We start from the raw sequence: 18,725 nt of genomic DNA on the forward strand, positions 1-18,725 counted from the left end.
TACTCGCCACGCGCTTCGTGTGCCGACGACTGGGCGAGTGAGTCAAGGCGGCGGGGCGATCGGCATGATGCGACTTCCGGGGCCTCCGGAAGATCGATAAAATTTGCCAACCGACCACGGTCGCCGACCGCGAAGGGATCCGCGTGAGTACCAGCGAGGCCGCTGTGCGAGAGCGCCTGACCAGGGCTCTTCAGGAGCGCGACGAGGAAATCGCCGATCGCTGGGTCGAGCTGCAGATGGAGCAGGCCCTGCTTGACACCGACATCGGCGAGGCCGAACTCCGCGAGGAGGCCGACGCCTTGATCGAGGCGCTGGTTCCCGGCCTGCAGAGCGGAGTGCCGGTGGACCGGGTGGTGACCTCCACCCCGGGGCTGCACGAGGCCGTGGTGGGGCTGTCGATGCGCCGGGCGCGGGCGGGGGCCACGCCGACGGCGACCTCGCTCGCGGTGCTGGCGCTCAAGGAGGCGCTGCTCAAGGCGGTGCAGCGGGACACTCGGGACGCCGAGGAGCTGTTCGCCTCGGCCGTCTTCATGAACCGGCTGCTGGATGTGGCCGGGGCGCTGTCCTTCGAGACGTATGTGGAGGGCCGGGAGGAGATCATCCGCCGGCAGAGCCAGCAGTTGATGGAGCAGTCGACACCGGTGGTGCGGCTGTGGCGGCAGGTGCTTGCGGTGCCGCTGATCGGCACGCTGGACACCGCCCGGACCCAGGTGGTGATGGAGAATCTGCTCCAGGCCATCCAGGACCATGAGGCGCTGGTCGCGATCATCGACATCACGGGTGTGCCGACGGTGGACACCGCCGTCGCCCAGCATCTGATGCAGACCGTCAACGCGGTGCGGCTCATGGGCGCGGACTGCGTGATCAGCGGGGTCCGCCCCTCGATCGCCCAGACCATCGCCCAGCTCGGCATCGATCTGTCCACCATCCTCACGCGGGCGACGCTGGCCGACGCGCTGGCCGCCGCGATCAAGCTGATCGACGGGCCCGGTCCCGACGGTGACGAAGGAGATGGTCGGTGAACGGTCATCGCTCGCCCGGCGTTCCGATTCTGCGACTGGGAGATGTCCTGGTCACCGGCCTGCTCAATGAGCTCGACGACCGGGCCGCCATCGCCTTCACCGAGGAGCTCACCGAGCGGATCTCGGCCGAGGGCGCCCGTGGGGTGCTCATCGACATCTCCCGGCTGGAGGTCATCGACTCCTTCGTGGCCCGGACGCTGATGGAGCTGACCACGGTGGCCCGGCTGCTGGGGGCCCGGGTGATCGTGGCCGGGATGCGACCGCCAGTGGCGATCACCCTGGTCGAGCTGGGGATCGAACTGGTCGGTGTGGAGACCGCACTCAATCCGGAGCAGGGGCTGGCCGCGCTGGGGTGGCGTCAGGCCCCGCAGCCCCCGGAAGGGGCCCGACGTGGCACTGCCCGGTGAATTCACCCTCGCCTCCCACGGACCCAAGCGGCCCGCGCGGGCGGAGAGCCGGCGCCCGCCCGCGCCGGCCACGTATCCGGTGCGCACGGAGGAGGACCTGCTGACGGTCCGCCACGCGGTGCGCGCGGCCACCATCGATGTGGGCTTCGGCCTGGTGGACCAGACCCGTGTGGTCACGGCCGCCAGCGAGCTCGCCCGTAACGCCTATGTCCACGGGGGCGGCGGCACCGTCACCCTCGACTATCCGCGCGAGCCCTCCGGGCGGCGGGGGCTGCGGCTGACCGTCAAGGACGAGGGGCCGGGCATCGCGGACCTGGAGGCGGCGCTCACCGACGGCTTCACCACCGGCTCGGGCCTGGGCCACGGGCTGGGCGGCGCCCGGCGGCTGATGGACGAGTTCACGGTGCGCACCGGCCCGGGCGAGGGCACCGTCGTGGTCGTCACCCGCTGGGCGGTCCGGTGACCCGTCCGTTCACGGTGCCCACCGCCCAGGTGCGCGTCGACCACCACAGCGCCGTGCATCTGGCCGCCGAGACGGCGCGTGCGGTGGCCCGGGACTGCGAGCTGCCGGGGGCACTGCCCGATCAGGCGGCGGTGATCGCCTCGGAGCTGGCGACCAACCTGGACAAGCACGCCAGCGACGGCACGCTCTACGTCCAGCCGCTGCCGCTGGGCCACGGGGTGGAGATCCTCGCCGCCGACCGCGGCCCCGGTATGCACGACCCCGAGCGCTGTCTGGCCGACGGCTACACCACCTCCGGCACGCTGGGGGTCGGGCTCGGCGCCGTCAAAAGGATGGCGACCCACTTCACCATGCGCAGCACCGACGGCACCGGCGCGGGCACCTGGGCCTGCGCCCGCCTCACCGCGCCGGGCGAGCAGCGGCCGGAGTGGCAGGGGGTGGGCGCGATCTGTCTGCCCGCCGAAGGGGAGGAGGGCTGTGGCGATGCCCGCGGGATCGTCGACACGGACGCCGCCCGCACCGCGGTCGTCCTCGACGGCCTCGGCCATGGCCGGGCCGCCGAGGAGGCGGCCCAGGCGGCGCTGCGGACCTTCCACACCGACCCCGACCGGCCGCTGCCGGACGTGCTCACCCGGATGAACCGGGCCCTGCGGCACACTCGCGGGGCCGCCGTGGGGCTGCTGCGGCTGCACGCCGATCGCGCCGACTACTGCGGTATCGGCAACATCCGCGCCCTCGCCCTGACCCCGGGCGGGGTCGAGCACCGGCTGACCGGACAGCCCGGGATCGTCGGCTGGGGCATGCCCACCCCGCGCGTCCACGGCTTCCCGCTGTCCCAGGGCGCCACGGCGGTGCTGCACAGCGACGGTATAGACGCCCGCTGGGCGCTGGACCCGCCCCCTTCCGTGCTCCGTCTTCCGCCGTCCCTGCTGTCCGCCGCACTCGCCCATGGCCATCGCCGCGTCCGCGACGACGCCACGGTGCTCGCGGCCAGGTCACCCTTAAGGCTTCCATGACGACGAGGAACCTCACCTGCGCCACGACGGCCGGGCTCAGCCGGGCCGTTCGGGCGCTGGCCCGGGAGCACGCCCTGGACCCGGAGGTCCGGGGGCGCCTTGTGCTGTCCGCCGCCGAGGCCGCCGGGGCGGCGCTGCGCGCCGGGCGGGAGACCGGCCTCAAGTGGGCGTACGACCCGGGCGCCGGGCTGCTCACGGTGGTGCTGCGGACGCCGGGCGATACGGGGCCGGCGGCGGCGGAGCTGCCGATGGCCCCCGACGCGGTGACCGAGGACGAGGTGGTCTGGCGCCTCCCGGCGGGCCCGCCGGTGGACGACGCCGAGGAGGCCCCCGGCGACGAGGCCCTCGCCGCGGAGGAGTTGCGCGCCGTTCTGGCCGCCGCCGACGCGCTCACCGCCGAGCACCGCCGCCTCAAGGACGAACTCGAGGAGACCAACAGCGGGGTGCTCGCGCTCTACGTCCAGCTCGACGAGCGGGACAAGCAGTTGCGCACCGCGCACGGCCAGACCCTGCGGGAGCTGGAGGACGCGCTGCGCCCGCCGCTCATCGAGGCCGACGGTCTCGAACTCGCCGTGCACTACGAGCCGGCCGGCACCGACGCGCCGACCGGCGGGGATCTGTACGACTGGTTCGTGCTGCCCGACGGCACCGTCCACATCACCATCGTGGACGCGCTGGGCCATGGGGTGACCAGTACGCGCAGCGCGCTCAACGTCACCCACGCGGTGCGCACCCTGGCCCTGGAGGGCCACCGCCTCCAGTCGATCGTGGCCCGCACCGACGAGATCCTGCACCCCTTCGACCGGGCCGTGATGGCCACCGTGCTGCTCGCCCGGATCGATCCGGTCACCGGTGAGCTGTGGCTGGCCAACGGGAGCCATCCGCCCGCGCTGTTGCTGCGCCGCGACGGAACGGCCCGGTATCTGGAGGCCCGGGGGCGCGGGGTCGGCTTTCCGCTGCCCGGGAGCGAGACCCCGCTGACCGAGCGGCTGGCCCCCGGGGACCTCCTCCTGCTCTACACCGACGGGCTCACCGAGAGCCGCCGGGACCCGATCGAGGGCGAGAGGCGCCTGATCGAGGCCGCGCACAAGCATCTGCAGAGCCCGATCGAGGAGGTCCCCGGCGCCATCGCGGAGGATATGCACACGGTGATCCTGCATCCGGATGACACCCTCGCGCTGGCGGTGCGGCTCACCGGTCAGTGATCGGCGGCCGGGCCGAGGCGCTGCCGCGGGATACGGCCCTGCTGAAGATCCCGCTGACGGGGGACCGGGGGCGGGAGCGGGCGCTCGTCGTGCGGCTGTGCGCGCACGAGTTGCTCGAACAGGGGCCGCGCCGCGACCAGCGCCTCCCGCATCCGCTCGGTGGCGGCTTCGGCGGTCTGGGCGGCCTCGCCATCGTGTACCTGTGCCGCCATGGCGTGCAGTCGGCGGTAGCCGTCGATCTCCTCGGGGTGACGGATGGACAGCGCGTCCATCCGCTTGTCGTCGGACTCGGCCGGATAGCCGCGGTCGACGGCCAAGGCGCCCAGCAGCCGGTCGGCTTCGCGCAGCGCCCACCCGGGAGAGTCCACGAATCGCTCCTGCACTCCCGCCCACCGCGCCGTGTACTGCTCCCTGGCTTCCGAGGGCAGGCTTCGGACCGGCAGTTCGCCCTTGCGGCCCTGCCGGACCGAGGGGGCGATCACAAGGCCGGCCATGGCGGCCAGGGCCGCCACCAGGATGATGAGCGTGACAGTTGACATCGCTGTGCCTTCCGCAGAGTTTTCCTCGCTCGAGGCTGGTATCACCGAGTGTTACCGATGATCTCCGCGGCAAACACCGCACCTATGACTCACGTCTCTCAATTGTCTGTGATGGGGGAGATGATGCTGAGGTCGCCGGTGCGGGTGAGGTGGGGTCGGACACCGTGGGTGACCGGGAAGAGGTCCGTTTTATCGCGGTCCACAATGTCGCCCACGATGCGGCCGATCGGGATCGGGGTCTCGGACCCGGCGGACTTATGGAGCGTCAGGGTCCAGGCGGCGGCCCCCTCGTCGCCCGTACGGGCCTGCTGGATCCGCTCGTACGGGACGGTGAAGCGGAACCGGCCGCCGTCCAGCGCCGTGGCGCCGGTGAGGAACGAGCGGGCCGGGCCGCGGGACGGAGTGGCCACCGCGGTCGGGGCGGCGCCGGGCCCGAAGCGCGCCCCGTACAGGGTGCCTTCGACGGCGAGCCCCTCGGCGTCCATGCGGATCACCCGGGCCTCGGCATGGACCGGGCGCCGCCAGGCGCGCAGCGCGAGAAAGCCGTCGACGGTGGCGTAGGGGATCCACCAGGCGACGGGGGAGCCGGGCAGCGGCTCCAGGTCCAACAGCCCGCGCCCCTCGGCGAAGCGGCAGCCGACCCGGCGGCGGACGCCGTCGGAGCGGCGGACCACATGCAGATCCCAGCGGCCCTCGGCGAGATCGAGCGTCGCCCGGTCGAGCGTGGCCGTCCAGGGCGCGGACGGCGCGATGCCCGCCGGGGGCAGAAGCGGAACGCGGAGCGGCGCCTCGTCGCTCTTCCGGCGGGTGACGGTCAGTTCGAGCTCGCCGCCGCGCACCTCGGCGGGCTCCAGCAGCACCGACAGATTGCCCTCGGCGGTGACCCGGCAGGACGCGACGGGCCGCAGCGGCCTGCGGACGAGCTGCTTGACCGCGCCCTTGAGGGTGACGGTCAGCGGCGTCCCGGCCGCCCGGCCGCGCAGGGGCGTGACCGTACGGCGCCGCCCGGCCGGGGCCTCGGTGCCGCGGGCGGTGCGGAGTTCCTCGATGAGCCGCTCGTAGGAGGCCGCCACGCGCTCGGGGGCGTACCGCCGCGCCGCGATACGGGCCGCCTCGCCCATCGAGCGGCGCAGTTCGCCGTCCTCGATCAGGGTCAGCAGCCCCTTGGCGATCCCGTCGGCGTCGCCGGGCGGCACCAGCAGCCCGTCCCGGCCGTCGGTGATGATCTCGCCCGGCCCGTGCGGGCAGTCGGTGGCGACCACGGGCACCCCGCAGTGCATCGCCTCGACGATCGTCATGCCGAAGGACTCCTCGCGGGAGGTGACGGCGGCGATCGCGCCCTTGGCCCACTCGGTCTCGATGGGGGAGTGGGCGCCCATCAGGGTGATGTGACCGGCCAGCCCGAGCTTGTCGATCTGGCGGCGCAGCGCGGGGAGTTGGGGGCCGCGGCCGTAGATGCGCAACCGCCAGTCGGGATGTTTGGCGGCGACCGTCTCCCAGGCGGCCACCAGCAGGTCGTAGCGCTTGACCGGGATAAGCCGGCCCGCGGCCACGACCAGTTTGGCGCGGCCGTCGGAGGGCTCGATCCCGGTGGCGGGCACCCCGTTGGGCAGGGCGGTGAGCCGGGTGGTGACGCCGGGGAGGTGGGCCCGGTGGGTGGCCGCGTCCGCCTCGGAGACGGAGGTGTACGCGTCGAGATGGGGTATGGCGGCGTCGCAGGCGGCGCGGATCTCGGCGCGGTGGGTGCCGTAGAGGCGGTGCTCCTGGCCGATCCGCAGAAAGCGGCCGGTGCGGCCGAGCGTGGCGAGGTAGATGACCAGGCCGGGGCGGGTGGCGATGACGACATCGGCGTCGGTGCGGTCGAGATGGCCGGCGACGCGTTCATCGGTGAGGGCGTTGAAGTTGGTGGTGCCCCTGGCCTCGGCGTCCGGGACATGGGCGCTGGGCCGCGACAGCAGCGGATGGCCGAGGTCGTTGGCCCGGGCTCCGTCGTCGTGGGGGCGCAGGTCGATCAGGGGTCTGAGCCGTACGGCGGGGTGGAGGGGGAGGTTCGGGGCGTCGATGGTGCGGATCAGGGAGACGATCTCCACGGTGTGGTGGGCGGCGAGCGCCCCGGCCACATTGAAGGTCGACCGGATGGTGCCACCGATGCCATAGGCGTTGTGGAGCAGGAAAGAAATCTTCACGGTGATGTACGCCCGGCGTAGCTGATCCGCCGCGGCGTGCCCTCCCCTCCGAGGCCGTGCTGTGTTTTGGTTCCGAACCGGGCCGCATTGGGCTGATTTGGGGTCGGCGTGATGCCGGTATGGAGCCAGAAAGGACCGATCGGTCCGTAAGACTGGTCTGGGCCGCGAAGGTTGCTTATGCGCATGGTGATATGGGATCCACCACATTCGGGAAAGGGAGTACAACCCTCCCGGTGTTCTGGGAGTCTGCGGGGTGTCCGTGCGGTGGCCGTACGGGCCCGATATCGACCAGGGGTGGACAGAGAAATGAACGAGTCCGGTGCGAAGCGGACCATGGGCGCGGCCATCGCGGCGGTGGCGGCGCTGGGGCTGATGACCGGATGCGGCAGCGACTCCGGCGACGGCAAGTCCGACGGCGCCAAGCAGGACGACAAGCCCGCGAGCACCGCCCCGGCCGCGAAGTCGCTGTCCGCGTCCGCCCTGGAGCGGGCCACCCTGGCGAGCGGTGAGCTCAAGGGGTTCGAAATCCAGAAGATGACCGACAAGGAGATCAGCGAGGGCGGGTCGGCCAAGTCGGGGAAGGCCGAGTGCCAGCCGCTGGCCGCGCTGATGGGGTCCCAGTACGACCCGGCGCCCAAGGCCAGCGTCCACCGCTCCTACGCCACCGACCTCACCAAGGCGAAGATCGGCGGCATCGGCCTGATCCGGGTCTCCTCCTACGGACCGGGCGACGCCGAGCAGACGATCAAGGACCTGCGCGAGGCGGCGACCGCCTGCCAGGGCGGGTTCGCGGCGAAGGACGGCTCCGGGGAGAAGTCGGACGTCAAGAAGGTGGCACAGCTCGAAGCGCCGAAGGCGGGGGACGAGGCGCTGGCCTTCGGCCTGCATGACGCGAGCGAGAACAAGGCCGTCATCAAGTTCACGGTGGTGCGGTCCGGGCCGCAGCTGATGGTGTTCTTCGGGACGAACATCTCGGACCCCACGAAGTCCGAGGTCCCGGCCGCGCTGGTGGACGCCCAGGTGGCGAAGGTGGAGAAGGCCGCGCGGGGCGCAGCGTCGTAGCGGATCCCCGATCCCCCCGGTGGGGGGACCGGGGGCTCAGCCGGCGGCGGCTCAGTTGGCGGTGGTGGCGGCCGCCTCCGCCGACGCCTGGGCGCTGCCGCGGGCCAGGATGCGGCGGAAGGTGTAGTCGGCCACATCGCGCCCGGCCTGGAGGGTGGCGGTGTCCGACGCCGTGACCGCCTTGCCCGACGTATAGCCGGAGATCGTGAAGTAGGCGTACCGCCCGATCGCGTTCGCCGAGCTCTGACAGGCGGTCCGGCGGCAGAAGGCCGGCACGCCCCCGCCGGTCAGCGAGGCGATATTGGGCTTGTACTGGTCCTTGGCCTTCTCGGCCGCCGCCGTGCCGTCGAAGACCGCGACGCCGACCGTCACCGCGACCCCGTCCCGGGAGAAGGTGGCCCGCAGCAGCTTGCGGCAGCCGTTGTTCGTCAGCACCGAGCCGAGCGCCCCCTGGGTGCCGGCGGCGCAGCTCGTCGTGGAGGCGGACGCCGCCTTGGTGTACGAGCGGTCGTCCTTCGCGGCGCGCTTCTCCGGGAAGAGGGTGGCCGCGGACAGCGGCGCCTTGTCCCGCCGCGCACTGGAGATGATGTCCAGCGGCTTCGGCGGCGCGGGCGGGGCGACATCGGAGAAGGTGGGCTCGGGCGCCGCCGACTCGCTGGGGAGGTCCTGGGGGGTGGGCAGCCCGCCGGCCGAGTCGCCGCCGCCCTTGTCCTTGTGGCCGCTGCTGACCACGGCGGTGGCGACGATCGCGGCGACGGCGGCGGTGGCCAGCGCCCCGCCGCCGATGAAGAGCAGCTTGCGGCGCCGGTTGCGCGCGGCGGACTGGTCGGCGAGCGCCGACCAGTCCGGTGTCGACGGCTGAGGCGGCTGAGATCCCCCGGGCCCGTAAGGCCCCCCTTGCCCAAAGCTCATGGCGCGCATCTTAGACCGGCCGGGTGACGCTTTGGACCCACCGGTGGGACGCCGGGCGCGGCCCGCGACCGGCCCGCGTCGGGGGGCCCATCCGCCGCGCGCGGGCGTTTTGACTCGCGGGGGTGTTGTGATGTTGTGATGTCCGCGTTCGGCCAGGATGGCCGTGGTGTCCCTGCGGGCAGGCGCCTCCCGGCGGTGGACGGAGCTCCTGTGAGGCGTGCGGGCTCGGTCGGCGCTCCAGGGGTGCGGGCCGCGATCGCATGCGGTTGACGGATCCCCGCAAGCGCGGGGGCGTTTTGACCCGCGGTGGGGCGGGCCGGTATTCTGCCAGTTCGTTATGCGTATTGGCTTGCTCGTTCTCACGTGAGAGGCCGTTACGCCGGTCCACCGGGCCGATGACCAGCGGCAGGCACTCGGATGCGTCACCGAGGTGCGGCCAAGGCTGTCGTGATCGTCCGGGTGGCCTTGTCCGGACCCGTCCCCTCGGTCCTAGCGGATCCGGGGAGACCCCACTCACTGAAGAAGCGAAGGCTACGACCGTGCGTACGTTCAGCCCCAAGCCCGGCGACGTCCAGCGTCAGTGGCACGTCATCGACGCCACCGACGTTGTTCTCGGCCGTCTGGCCACTCAGGCCGCCACCCTCTTGCGGGGCAAGCACAAGCCGGTGTACGCGCCGCATGTCGACACTGGTGACTTCGTCATCATCATCAACGCCGACAAGGTGCACCTCTCCGGCAACAAGCGGACCCAGAAGATGGCGTACCGCCACTCCGGCTACCCGGGTGGTCTGCGCTCCATCCGCTACGACGAGCTGCTGGAGAAGAACCCGGAGAAGGCCGTCGAGAAGGCCATCAAGGGCATGCTCCCGAAGAACACCCTGGGCCGTCAGATGCTCTCGAAGCTGAAGGTGTACTCGGGTGACCAGCACCCGCACGCCGCTCAGCAGCCGGTCCCGTTCGAGATCACCCAGGTCGCGCAGTAGTCCCGGCCACCCCTTACGACGAAGAGAATCTGAGGAGCATCGTGGCCGAGACCACCGCCGAGACCCCCATCGAGGTCGAGGAGTACACCACCGAGAGCGTTGAGACGGTCGAGTCGGAGTACACCTCCGAGTCGCTCGCTTCCCGCTTCGGTGACCCGCAGCCGGCCGCCGGCACCGGGCGTCGCAAGAACGCCGTGGCGCGCGTCCGCATCGTGCCGGGCAGCGGGCAGTGGAAGATCAACGGTCGTACTCTCGAGGAGTACTTCCCCAACAAGGTTCACCAGCAGGAAGTCAACGAGCCCTTCAAGGTGCTCGAGCTGGACGACCGCTACGACGTGATCGCCCGCATCGCGGGCGGCGGCGTGTCCGGCCAGGCCGGTGCGCTCCGTCTGGGCATCGCCCGCGCGCTGAACGAGGCGGACGTGGACAACAACCGCGCCCCCCTCAAGAAGGCCGGCTTCCTGACCCGTGACGACCGCGCCACCGAGCGTAAGAAGGCCGGTCTGAAGAAGGCCCGCAAGGCGCCTCAGTACAGCAAGCGCTGACGCCCATCGCGGCACCGCTGCTTCACCCGAACGCCCCGGCGGCACCACCTGTGCCCCGGGGCGTTCGGCTATCGCCACCAGGGGGCGTATACCTACAAGCAAGCTTCTGCCCCCCAGCTCGTAACTTCGGAGGACACCAGTGGGACGACTCTTCGGTACGGATGGTGTGCGCGGCGTCGCCAACGTCGATCTGACGGCTGAGATGGCGCTCGGCCTCTCGGTAGCGGCGGCGCATGTGCTCGCCGAGGCGGGAACCTTCGAGGGCCACCGGCCGGTGGCGGTGGTCGGGCGGGATCCGCGAGCGTCCGGGGAGTTCCTGGAGGCGGCCGTGGTGGCGGGGCTGGCCAGCGCCGGAGTGGACGTCCTGCGGGTCGGCGTGCTGCCCACGCCGGCCGTCGCGCATCTGACCGGGGCGCTGGACGCGGACCTCGGGGTGATGCTCTCCGCGAGCCACAACCCGATGCCCGACAACGGGATCAAGTTCTTCGCCCGCGGCGGCCACAAGCTGGCCGACGAGCTGGAAGACCGTATCGAGACCACCTACCGCTCGCATGCCTCCGGTGAGCCGTGGGACCGGCCGACGGGCGCAGGGGTGGGCCGGCTCCGGCCCTACGAGGAGGGCTTCGACGCCTACGTGGCCCATCTGGTCGGCGCCCTCCCCAACCGGCTCGACGGCCTCAAGGTCGTCATCGACGGCGCGCACGGCGCCGCCGCCCGGGTCTCCCCGGAGGCGTTCGCACGCGCCGGGGCCGAGGTCATCACGATCGGCACCGACCCGGACGGCCTCAACATCAACGACGGCTACGGCTCCACCCACCTCGCCCGGCTCCAGGCCGCCGTCGTGGAGCACCGCGCGGACCTCGGCATCGCCCACGACGGGGACGCCGACCGCTGTCTCGCGGTGGACGGGAGTGGCCGCGAGGTCGACGGCGACCAGATCCTCGCCGTCCTGGCCCTGGCCCTGCGCGAGGCTGGCGAGCTGCGGGGGGACGCGGTGGTCGGCACCGTGATGTCCAACCTCGGCTTCAAGCTGGCCATGAAGCGCGAGGGCGTCGAGCTGGTCCAGACGGCGGTCGGGGACCGCTATGTCCTGGAGGAGATGAAGACCCGCGGCTACGCGCTCGGCGGCGAGCAGTCCGGCCATGTGATCGTCCTCGACCACGCCACCACCGGTGACGGCACGCTCACCGGACTGCTGCTGGCGGCCCGCGTCGCCGCGACCGGCCGCAGCCTGGCCGACCTCGCCGCCGTCATGGAGCGACTGCCCCAGGTGCTGGTCAACGTCCCCGACGTGGACAAGTCCCGCGTCGCCTCCAGCGCCGACCTGGCCGCGGCCGTCGCCGAGGCGGAGCGCGAGCTGGGCGAGACCGGCCGAGTACTCCTCCGCCCGTCGGGCACGGAGCCGCTGGTGCGGGTCATGGTCGAGGCCGCCGACATCGAACAGGCCCGCTCGGTCGCCGGACGCCTGGCGGACGCGGTGAAGTCGGCCCTGGGCTAGCGGATCTTTCCCCTCCCCGCCCCTTCCCGCAGCCTCGATATGCGGTTCCGCCGGGTGGGGTCCTGGGGCCCGGCTCCTGCCGGGGTTCCGCCCCTGGGCCCCGCTCCTCGAATGTCGGAGCCGCATATCGCTGGCGGGGCGGGGTGGGGGAGGCTACCCCCGCCGCCCCCACAAAACCTTCTGCACGCCCAACGTCAGCGTCCCCGCCACCACGATCCCCACCAGATTCAGCAGCAACTGCTCCGTAGAGCCCCACATCTGCTCGATCTCCCCATACCCGAGTGCCACCGCCGCATTGGCCGCCGCCGGCACCGTCGTCACCGAGATCGCCACACCCACCAGCGCGCCGGACTTCGCCGAGGTCAGCGAGAGCGTTCCGGCGATTCCCGCGAGCACGGCGACCACGAACGAGAACATGTCCGGCTTCCAGATGAAGTCCGTGTTCGGCCGGGCGGTGTCCAGCATCTCCTTGCTGAAGAGACCCAATGCGTCCATCACGATGCCGAAGCCGGTGGTCAGCGCCATCGCCGCGGCGAACCCGACCAGCAGCGCGATCGCCGAGCGGGCGGCCAGCCGCGGCGCGCGCCGCACCAGCGCGGTGCACAGCCCCGCCAGCGGCCCGAACTCCGGGCCGACCGCCATCGCGCCGACGATCAGGATCGCGTTGTCCAGCACCACACCGCATGCCGCGATCATCGTCGCGATGACGAGAAAGGCGAGGTAGGTGACCGAGAGGGTGGACTCCTCATGGGTGGCGTCGGCCAGGTGCTCCCACAGGACCGCGTCCGCTCCCTCGCCGGGCGCCTCCTCCTCCGCCTTGTCGGCGCGCTTGGACAGCGACAGGTCGATGTTCTCCACCGCGATCGACCCGGTCTCGTCCAGCCCCAGCTCGCGTAGCTCGCTCAGCAGACCGTCCCCGGCCTCGCGCGCCACGTCGCACATGACGACGTCCCCCGCGGGGTCGCGGGCGGCGCCCGGCAGCACCACCAGATGGGTGGTGCCGACCGTCCTCTCGACGGCGCGCACCACCGCCTCGGTGCGCTCAGCGGGGACGATCAACCGCAAGTGCAGCATGGTGTACGTACGCTCCTCACAGCTTGCGCAGGGACAGCCGCTGGACCTTGTGGTCCGGCCCCTTGCGCAGCACCAGCGTCGCCCGGCCCCGCGTGGGCTGGACATTCTGCTTCAGATTGGGCTTGTTGATGGTCCGCCAGATCATCCGGCCGTAGTCCAGCGCCTCCTCCTCGGAGACCTGGGTGTACTTGCGGAAGTACGAGGAGGGGTCCTGGAAGGCCGTCTCGCGCAGCTTCCTGAAGCGTCCCAGGTACCAGCGCTCGATGTCCTCGGTCCGGGCGTCCACGTACACGCTGAAGTCGAAGAAGTCCGCGAGCCCCACCCGGGTCAGCCCGTCGTTCCCCGGCAGCGCGGGCTGCAGCACATTGAGCCCCTCGACGATCAGGATGTCGGGGCGGTGCACGGTCTGCCGCTCGTCCGGCACGATGTCGTAGATCAGGTGTGAGTAGACCGGCGCCGACACCTCCGCCCGGCCCGCCTTCACATCGGCGACGAAGCGGGTCAGCGCCCTGCGGTCGTAACTCTCGGGGAACCCTTTACGGGACATCAGCCCGCGGCGCCGCAGCTCGGCGTTGGGGTACAGAAAGCCGTCGGTGGTGATCAGCTCCACCCGCGGATGCTCGGGCCAGCGGGCCAGCAGCGCCTGGAGCAGCCGGGCGGTGGTCGACTTGCCGACCGCGACGCTGCCCGCCACGCCGATGACGAAGGGCGTACCGGGCTGGGCGCCGTTGCCCCGCTTGGTGTCGCCGAGGAAGGTGTTGAGCGCGCCGCGCAGATTGCCGGTGGCGGCCACATAGAGGTTGAGCAGCCGGGACAGCGGCAGATAGACGTCCCGCACCTCTTCGAGGTCGATGACGTCGCCGAGTCCCCGCAGCTTCTCCACCTCCTCGGCGGTCAGCGGCAGCGGGGTCTTGTCCCGCAGCGCGCTCCACTCGGCGCGGGACAGATCCACATACGGGGTCGCCTCGCCGCTCCGCCGCTGCGGGCCGCGCACGGTGCGCGCCGCGCGCGCGCTTGACGTGATCACCCCCTCATTGTCATGCCAGGGACCGGCCGAGTGAGCGGTGCCCCGGCGTGGGGTCGGTCACCCTGGCCCGGGGCCGGGGGTCGTACGCTGCGTCCATGTGCGGAATCGTTGGTTATGTGGGAGGGCAGTCGGCCCTCGATGTCGTCCTCGCCGGACTCAAGCGGCTGGAGTACCGCGGCTATGACTCGGCGGGCGTCGCCGTGCTGGCCGATGGTGGGCTGGCGGCCGCCAAGAAGGCGGGCAAGTTGGCCAACCTGGAGAAGGAGCTGGCCGACCGCCCGCTGCCCACCGGCAGTACCGGCATCGGCCACACCCGGTGGGCCACCCACGGCGGCCCGACCGACGCCAACGCCCATCCGCACCTGGACAACGCGGGCCGGGTCTCGGTCGTCCACAACGGCATCATCGAGAACTTCGCCGCGCTCCGCGCGGAGCTGGCCGAGCGCGGCCACGACCTGGCCTCCGAGACCGACACCGAGGTCGTGGCGCATCTGCTCGCCGAGTCGTTCTCGTCCTGTAGCGACCTCGCCGAGGCGATGCGGCAGGTCTGCCGCCGCCTGGAGGGCGCCTTCACCCTGGTCGCGGTGCACGCGGACGCGCCCGATGTGGTGGTCGGGGCGCGCCGCAACTCGCCGCTGGTCGTCGGCGTCGGGGAGGACGAGGCGTTCCTCGCCTCCGACGTGGCAGCCTTCATCGCGCACACCCGCGAGGCCATCGAGCTGGGCCAGGACCAGGTCGTGGAGGCCCGCCGGGAGGGTGTGGTCGTCACCGACTTCGACGGGGCGCCGGCCGAGGTCCGCCCGTACCACGTGGACTGGGACGCCTCCGCCGCCGAGAAGGGCGGCTACGACTACTTCATGCTCAAGGAGATCGCCGAGCAGCCGAAGGCCGTCGCGGACACCCTGCTCGGCCGGATCGACCTGGCCGGGAACCTCTGCCTGGACGAGGTGCGCATCCCGGCCTCGGTGCTGCGCGAGGTCAGCAAGGTCGTGATCGTGGCGTGCGGCACCGCCTACCACGCCGGCATGATCGCCAAGTACGCCATCGAGCACTGGACCCGGATCCCCTGCGAGACGGAGCTGGCCAGCGAGTTCCGCTACCGCGATCCGATCCTGGACCAGCGGACGCTGGTGATCGCCATCTCCCAGTCCGGCGAGACCATGGACACCCTGATGGCGCTGCGGCACGCGCGGGAGCAGGGCGCGAAGGTGCTGGCCATCTGCAATACGAACGGCTCCACCATCCCGCGCGAGTCGGACGCCGTGCTCTACACCCACGCCGGGCCCGAGGTCGCCGTCGCCTCCACCAAGGCGTTCCTCACCCAGCTCGTGGCCTGCTACCTGGTGGCGCTCTACCTGGGCCAGGTGCGCGGCACCAAGTGGGGCGACGAGATCCTTTCCGTGATCCGCGAACTGTCGGAGATCGCGACCCAGGTGGACCAGGTCCTGGAGACCATGGAGCCGGTGCGCGAGCTGGCCCGGACCCTGGCGAAGAAGAACACCGTGCTGTTCCTGGGCCGCCACGTGGGCTACCCGGTCGCCCTGGAGGGCGCGCTCAAGCTCAAGGAGCTCGCGTACATGCACGCCGAGGGCTTCGCGGCGGGTGAGCTGAAGCACGGGCCGATCGCGCTGATCGAGCAGGACGTACCGGTCGTGGTAGTCGTCCCATCGCCGCGTGGGCGGTCGGTCCTCCACGACAAGATCGTCTCCAACATCCAGGAGATCCGGGCGCGCGGCGCCCGCACGATCGTCATCGCCGAGCGCGGGGACGAGACGGTGGCCCCGTATGCCGACCACCTGATCGAGATCCCCGCCACGCCTACGTTGCTGCAGCCCCTGGTCGCGACCGTGCCGCTGCAGGTCTTCGCATGCGAGCTGGCCACGGCGCGCGGCAACGAGGTCGACCAGCCGAGGAACCTCGCCAAGTCGGTGACCGTGGAGTGACCCGACGGATGACGGCGTGATCGTCGGCGTGGGCATCGACGTGGCCGGTATCGACCGTTTCGCGGAAGCGCTGGAGCGCACGCCCGGGATGGCGGACCGCCTCTTCGTCGAGCGCGAGCTGTGGCTGCCGAGCGGGGAACGCCGTGGCATGGCCTCCCTGGCAGCCCGCTTCGCGGCCAAGGAGGCCCTGGCCAAGTCCCTGGGCGCCCCCGGCGGTCTCCGCTGGACGGACGCCGAGATCCTCACCGAACCCAGCGGCCGCCCCCGCCTCTCCGTCCGCGGCACGGTCGCCGTGTGCGCGGAGCGGCTGGGGGTGCGGGGGCTGCATGTCTCCCTGAGCCATGACGCGGGGGTCGCGTCGGCGGTGGTGATCGCGGAGGGGTGAGGGGTCCGCGGGGTCCGCGGGGTCCGCTGGGTGCGGCTTGCGGGTGCGGGTGCGTGGGTGCGGCTTGCGGGTGCGGGTGCGTGGTGGTTGCTGGGGTGCGCGGTCGGTTGTGTGGTGGGTGCCGGGGGCGGGGCCTCCGGTGCGGTGCCCTGGACCGCATATTTACGGCGCCGGTGCCCGGAGGTGTGGAGTGGGCCGGGGATTGGCGCCACAAATATGCGAAAGCGTCCAGGACACCACCCCTGCGACCCCACCCCCTCCCGTCTCACTCGCGGCTCCCCGCCGGTGGCACCGGCCCCGGCCAGGTTCCGGACCGCCCGGTGGCGGGTGCCGGGCGGGGTGGGTACGACCCCGTCCCTCCCGCCTCGTCGGCGACCACCAAGGGGCGTGGATGCCGGCCGAGTGGCCCGGCGGTATTCGGCGCCTCGACGGCGTGAATGCCTTGAACAGGTGCCCACACCCGGCGTATCGTTCCGATGCGGATCGGAACGTATTGAGAGGTGGTCACTATGCGAGCAGCGGTCGTGCAGCCGTCCGGGGCGCTTGGCCTGATCGACGTGCCACAGCCGGCACCCGGGCCCGGCCAGGTACTCGTCGAGGCCGACGTGATCGGCGCGGGCTATGTCGACGTCATGCTCAGCCGAGGCGAGTACCGGGGCATTCCCGGCCCGGGCTCCGTGCCAGGGGTGGAAGTCGTCGGCCGAGTACAGGCGGCCGGACCGGGTGCGCCCGGCGATCTGGTCGGTCGGCGGGTACTGGCCATACCCGCCCTCGGCGGTTACGCCGAGCGAGTCGTCGTCGACGCAGACCGGGTCCTGCCGGTGCCGCAGGAGGCCGACTCCGCCGAGGCGGTCGCGCTGGGCGTGAACGCGCTCGTCGCCGAGATCGCGCTGCACCGAGCGGGGACGGCGGCAGGTGAACACGTTCTCGTCCGCGGTGCGGGCGGCGGAATCGGTTCGCTGGCAACACAGATCGCATCCGCTCGTGGAACCGAGGTCACCGCGGTCACTTCCTCAGCGGCCCGTGGCGAGCGTCTGCTGGAGTTGGGCGCCGCGCGGATCGTGGACCGGACTGCCTCCGCCGCCCCCGACCAGACCTACGACGTGATCGTGGACACGGTCGCGGGCCCGGACATGGGCCGGTACCTGAAACTACTGCGCGACAACGGACGCTATGTGATGTGTGGCGGCGCCGGTGGTGCTCCGGGCGAAGACCTTCTCTCCACGCTGCTGAGCGATTTCCACAAGTCGCCGACGCTGCTGGCGTTCAGTCTGAACTCGGTGACACCGCAGGAGTTGGGCCGCTCCTGGCAGGAGATCACGGAGCTGTGGACCGAGGGCCTGCTCTCGCCCGTGCTCCATCAGCGTCTTGCGCTCACCGACGCCGAGCACGCCCTGGAGCTGCTGGAACGCGGAACGCCGTTCGGCAAGGTGGTGCTGCTTCCTCGGTAAGGTGGGCGGATCACGGCGGCAGCAGGGAGGTGCGATGGCACGCCGACGCGACGAGCGCATCGACCGTGCCGTGCTGGCCGCGGTGTCCGAACTGGTGCGGGAGGTCGGCTACTCGGCGCTGACCATGGAGGCCGTCGCCGCCCGCGCGGGCACCACCAAGCCGGCCATCCGCCGCCGCTGGAAGAGCCAGCAGCACCTGGTCGTCGCGGCCATGGCGCACGAACGGGTCGGCGTCGTGGAGATCGACACCGGCTGCCTGCACTGCGACATCATCGGGCACCTGGAGGCGCTGCGCGTCGGCATGGCCGATCCCGCCCTCAGCCGCGTGATCCCCGCACTGCTGGCCGACCTCGCCAACGATCCCCAGCTGCACGAGGAATTCCTCGCCATCGTCTGGGAACCCCGCAGGAATGCCTGCGTGGTCTCCCTGCGCAGAGCGCAGGAACGGGGCGAGGTAAAGCAGCTCGATATTGACCTCCTGCTGGACCTGTTCGCTGCGCCCATCGTCTTCCGGGCGTTGTTTCGCCATGCCGAGCTGGGGCCGGACTTCGCCGAACTCGTCACCCATGCCGTGCTCGTCGGGGTGGGGGACACCAGGACGTCCTACTGCACGCACCCAGCCGGTTAGAGGGCGTTTCGGCCTCGAGGATCAATCGAACCGTGATTGGCACCGAGATGATCATGGCCCGGTCGTGCACGCGCTCCACCGTGGTGTCGGTGAGCACCGCTTCATGCATCCGGCGTGCCACCCCCAGACGGCGCCACGGGGCCCGTACGGCGAGCTCCATCAGCCCGAACGTCCGCCGCCCGTCCTCACGGGGCAGTGGCGGACGGCTGCCTGCCCACGAAGAGGACGGCGACCGAGTGATGGATCGGGCCGGGCCGACCGGCGGGTAGCCGCAGACGAGGCGGGAGGGACGGGGTCGTACCCACCCCGCCCGGTACCCGCCACCGGGCGACCGGGGACCTGGCCGGGGCCACCGGCGGGTGGTCGCGGGACGACGGGA

18 protein-coding genes are annotated in these 18,725 nt (G+C 71.7%); 13 read left to right on the plus strand and 5 right to left on the minus strand.

Going from position 1 to position 18,725, the window contains the following annotated elements:
• Nucleotides 1–143 precede the first annotated feature (143 nt).
• From J5X86_RS06140 to J5X86_RS06160, 5 genes are read left to right on the plus strand one after another with little or no spacing between them, the layout of a single operon-like run.
• Entirely contained in the window at nucleotides 144–1,022 is an 879-nt protein-coding gene (locus J5X86_RS06140; protein WP_208515756.1) for an STAS domain-containing protein, read from the plus strand.
• Complete coding sequence (locus J5X86_RS06145) at nucleotides 1,019–1,429, plus strand: STAS domain-containing protein (RefSeq protein WP_208515757.1); 411 nt, start codon at nucleotides 1,019–1,021, stop codon at nucleotides 1,427–1,429. Before J5X86_RS06140 ends, J5X86_RS06145 begins: the two co-directional genes overlap by 4 nt.
• Nucleotides 1,413–1,892, plus strand: a complete 480-nt coding sequence (locus J5X86_RS06150) for an ATP-binding protein (protein WP_208515758.1) — start codon at nucleotides 1,413–1,415, stop codon at nucleotides 1,890–1,892. Before J5X86_RS06145 ends, J5X86_RS06150 begins: the two co-directional genes overlap by 17 nt.
• Nucleotides 1,889–2,908 carry a SpoIIE family protein phosphatase gene (locus tag J5X86_RS06155; protein ID WP_208515759.1) on the plus strand — a complete coding sequence of 340 codons (1,020 nt, stop codon included), beginning with the start codon at nucleotides 1,889–1,891 and terminating at the stop codon, nucleotides 2,906–2,908. Before J5X86_RS06150 ends, J5X86_RS06155 begins: the two co-directional genes overlap by 4 nt.
• Nucleotides 2,905–4,113, plus strand: coding sequence for a PP2C family protein-serine/threonine phosphatase (locus J5X86_RS06160; protein WP_208515760.1), 1,209 nt, complete (start codon nucleotides 2,905–2,907; stop codon nucleotides 4,111–4,113). The genes J5X86_RS06155 and J5X86_RS06160 overlap by 4 nt, the downstream gene beginning before the upstream one ends.
• On the opposite strand, the gene J5X86_RS06165 is transcribed toward J5X86_RS06160, so the two are convergent.
• The gene (locus J5X86_RS06165) at nucleotides 4,107–4,652 is read right to left on the minus strand and encodes a hypothetical protein (RefSeq protein ID WP_208515761.1); all 546 of its coding nucleotides are present in this window, start codon (nucleotides 4,650–4,652) and stop codon (nucleotides 4,107–4,109) included. The genes J5X86_RS06160 and J5X86_RS06165 overlap by 7 nt on opposite strands.
• A 98-nt stretch (nucleotides 4,653–4,750) precedes the next feature.
• On the minus strand, nucleotides 4,751–6,838 hold the full coding sequence (locus tag J5X86_RS06170) for a glycosyltransferase (protein WP_208515762.1): 2,088 nt from the start codon (nucleotides 6,836–6,838) through the stop codon (nucleotides 4,751–4,753).
• Between the two features lie 306 nt (nucleotides 6,839–7,144).
• On the opposite strand from J5X86_RS06170, the gene J5X86_RS06175 reads away from it, so the two are divergent.
• Entirely contained in the window at nucleotides 7,145–7,900 is a 756-nt protein-coding gene (locus tag J5X86_RS06175) for a hypothetical protein (protein ID WP_208515763.1), read from the plus strand.
• A 51-nt stretch (nucleotides 7,901–7,951) separates the two neighbouring features.
• On the opposite strand, the gene J5X86_RS06180 is transcribed toward J5X86_RS06175, so the two are convergent.
• Nucleotides 7,952–8,812 carry a hypothetical protein gene (locus J5X86_RS06180; RefSeq protein ID WP_208515764.1) on the minus strand — a complete coding sequence of 287 codons (861 nt, stop codon included), beginning with the start codon at nucleotides 8,810–8,812 and terminating at the stop codon, nucleotides 7,952–7,954.
• 539 nt (nucleotides 8,813–9,351) lie between these two features.
• Here J5X86_RS06180 and rplM point away from each other — a divergent pair.
• The 3 genes from rplM to glmM all read left to right on the plus strand — a co-directional run bounded on the left by rplM (nucleotide 9,352) and on the right by glmM (nucleotide 11,838).
• Nucleotides 9,352–9,795: a 50S ribosomal protein L13 gene (gene rplM / locus J5X86_RS06185; RefSeq protein WP_078642932.1), complete on the plus strand. Its 444-nt coding sequence runs from the start codon at nucleotides 9,352–9,354 to the stop codon at nucleotides 9,793–9,795.
• A gap of 41 nt (nucleotides 9,796–9,836) precedes the next feature.
• Nucleotides 9,837–10,340 carry a 30S ribosomal protein S9 gene (gene rpsI, locus J5X86_RS06190; RefSeq protein WP_078642933.1) on the plus strand — a complete coding sequence of 168 codons (504 nt, stop codon included), beginning with the start codon at nucleotides 9,837–9,839 and terminating at the stop codon, nucleotides 10,338–10,340.
• 139 nt (nucleotides 10,341–10,479) lie between these two features.
• Nucleotides 10,480–11,838 carry a phosphoglucosamine mutase gene (gene glmM / locus J5X86_RS06195; RefSeq protein ID WP_208515765.1) on the plus strand — a complete coding sequence of 453 codons (1,359 nt, stop codon included), beginning with the start codon at nucleotides 10,480–10,482 and terminating at the stop codon, nucleotides 11,836–11,838.
• Between the two features lie 153 nt (nucleotides 11,839–11,991).
• Here glmM and J5X86_RS06200 read toward each other — a convergent pair whose 3' ends face one another.
• Together J5X86_RS06200 and coaA are read right to left on the minus strand one after the other, a co-directional pair.
• A complete protein-coding gene (locus tag J5X86_RS06200; RefSeq protein ID WP_208515766.1) occupies nucleotides 11,992–12,912 on the minus strand; it encodes a DUF389 domain-containing protein in 921 nt (306 codons plus the stop codon).
• Between the two features lie 16 nt (nucleotides 12,913–12,928).
• The gene (gene coaA, locus J5X86_RS06205; protein ID WP_374229232.1) at nucleotides 12,929–13,906 is read right to left on the minus strand and encodes a type I pantothenate kinase; all 978 of its coding nucleotides are present in this window, start codon (nucleotides 13,904–13,906) and stop codon (nucleotides 12,929–12,931) included.
• A gap of 128 nt (nucleotides 13,907–14,034) precedes the next feature.
• Between coaA and glmS the strand changes: the two genes are divergently transcribed.
• From glmS to J5X86_RS06225, 4 genes are all read left to right on the plus strand, one after another.
• The gene (gene glmS / locus J5X86_RS06210; RefSeq protein ID WP_208515768.1) at nucleotides 14,035–15,882 is read left to right on the plus strand and encodes a glutamine--fructose-6-phosphate transaminase (isomerizing); all 1,848 of its coding nucleotides are present in this window, start codon (nucleotides 14,035–14,037) and stop codon (nucleotides 15,880–15,882) included.
• Nucleotides 15,883–15,898: 16 nt separating this feature from the next.
• Nucleotides 15,899–16,267, plus strand: coding sequence for a holo-ACP synthase (locus tag J5X86_RS06215; RefSeq protein WP_208515769.1), 369 nt, complete (start codon nucleotides 15,899–15,901; stop codon nucleotides 16,265–16,267).
• Nucleotides 16,268–16,776: 509 nt separating this feature from the next.
• On the plus strand, nucleotides 16,777–17,718 hold the full coding sequence (locus tag J5X86_RS06220; RefSeq protein WP_208515770.1) for a zinc-binding dehydrogenase: 942 nt from the start codon (nucleotides 16,777–16,779) through the stop codon (nucleotides 17,716–17,718).
• A gap of 34 nt (nucleotides 17,719–17,752) precedes the next feature.
• Nucleotides 17,753–18,346 carry a TetR/AcrR family transcriptional regulator gene (locus tag J5X86_RS06225; protein WP_208515771.1) on the plus strand — a complete coding sequence of 198 codons (594 nt, stop codon included), beginning with the start codon at nucleotides 17,753–17,755 and terminating at the stop codon, nucleotides 18,344–18,346.
• Nucleotides 18,347–18,725 lie beyond the last annotated feature (379 nt).

This window comes from Streptomyces sp. NEAU-YJ-81 (assembly GCF_017592595.1).
In the GTDB taxonomy this organism is placed as follows: domain Bacteria; phylum Actinomycetota; class Actinomycetes; order Streptomycetales; family Streptomycetaceae; genus Streptomyces; species Streptomyces hygroscopicus_B.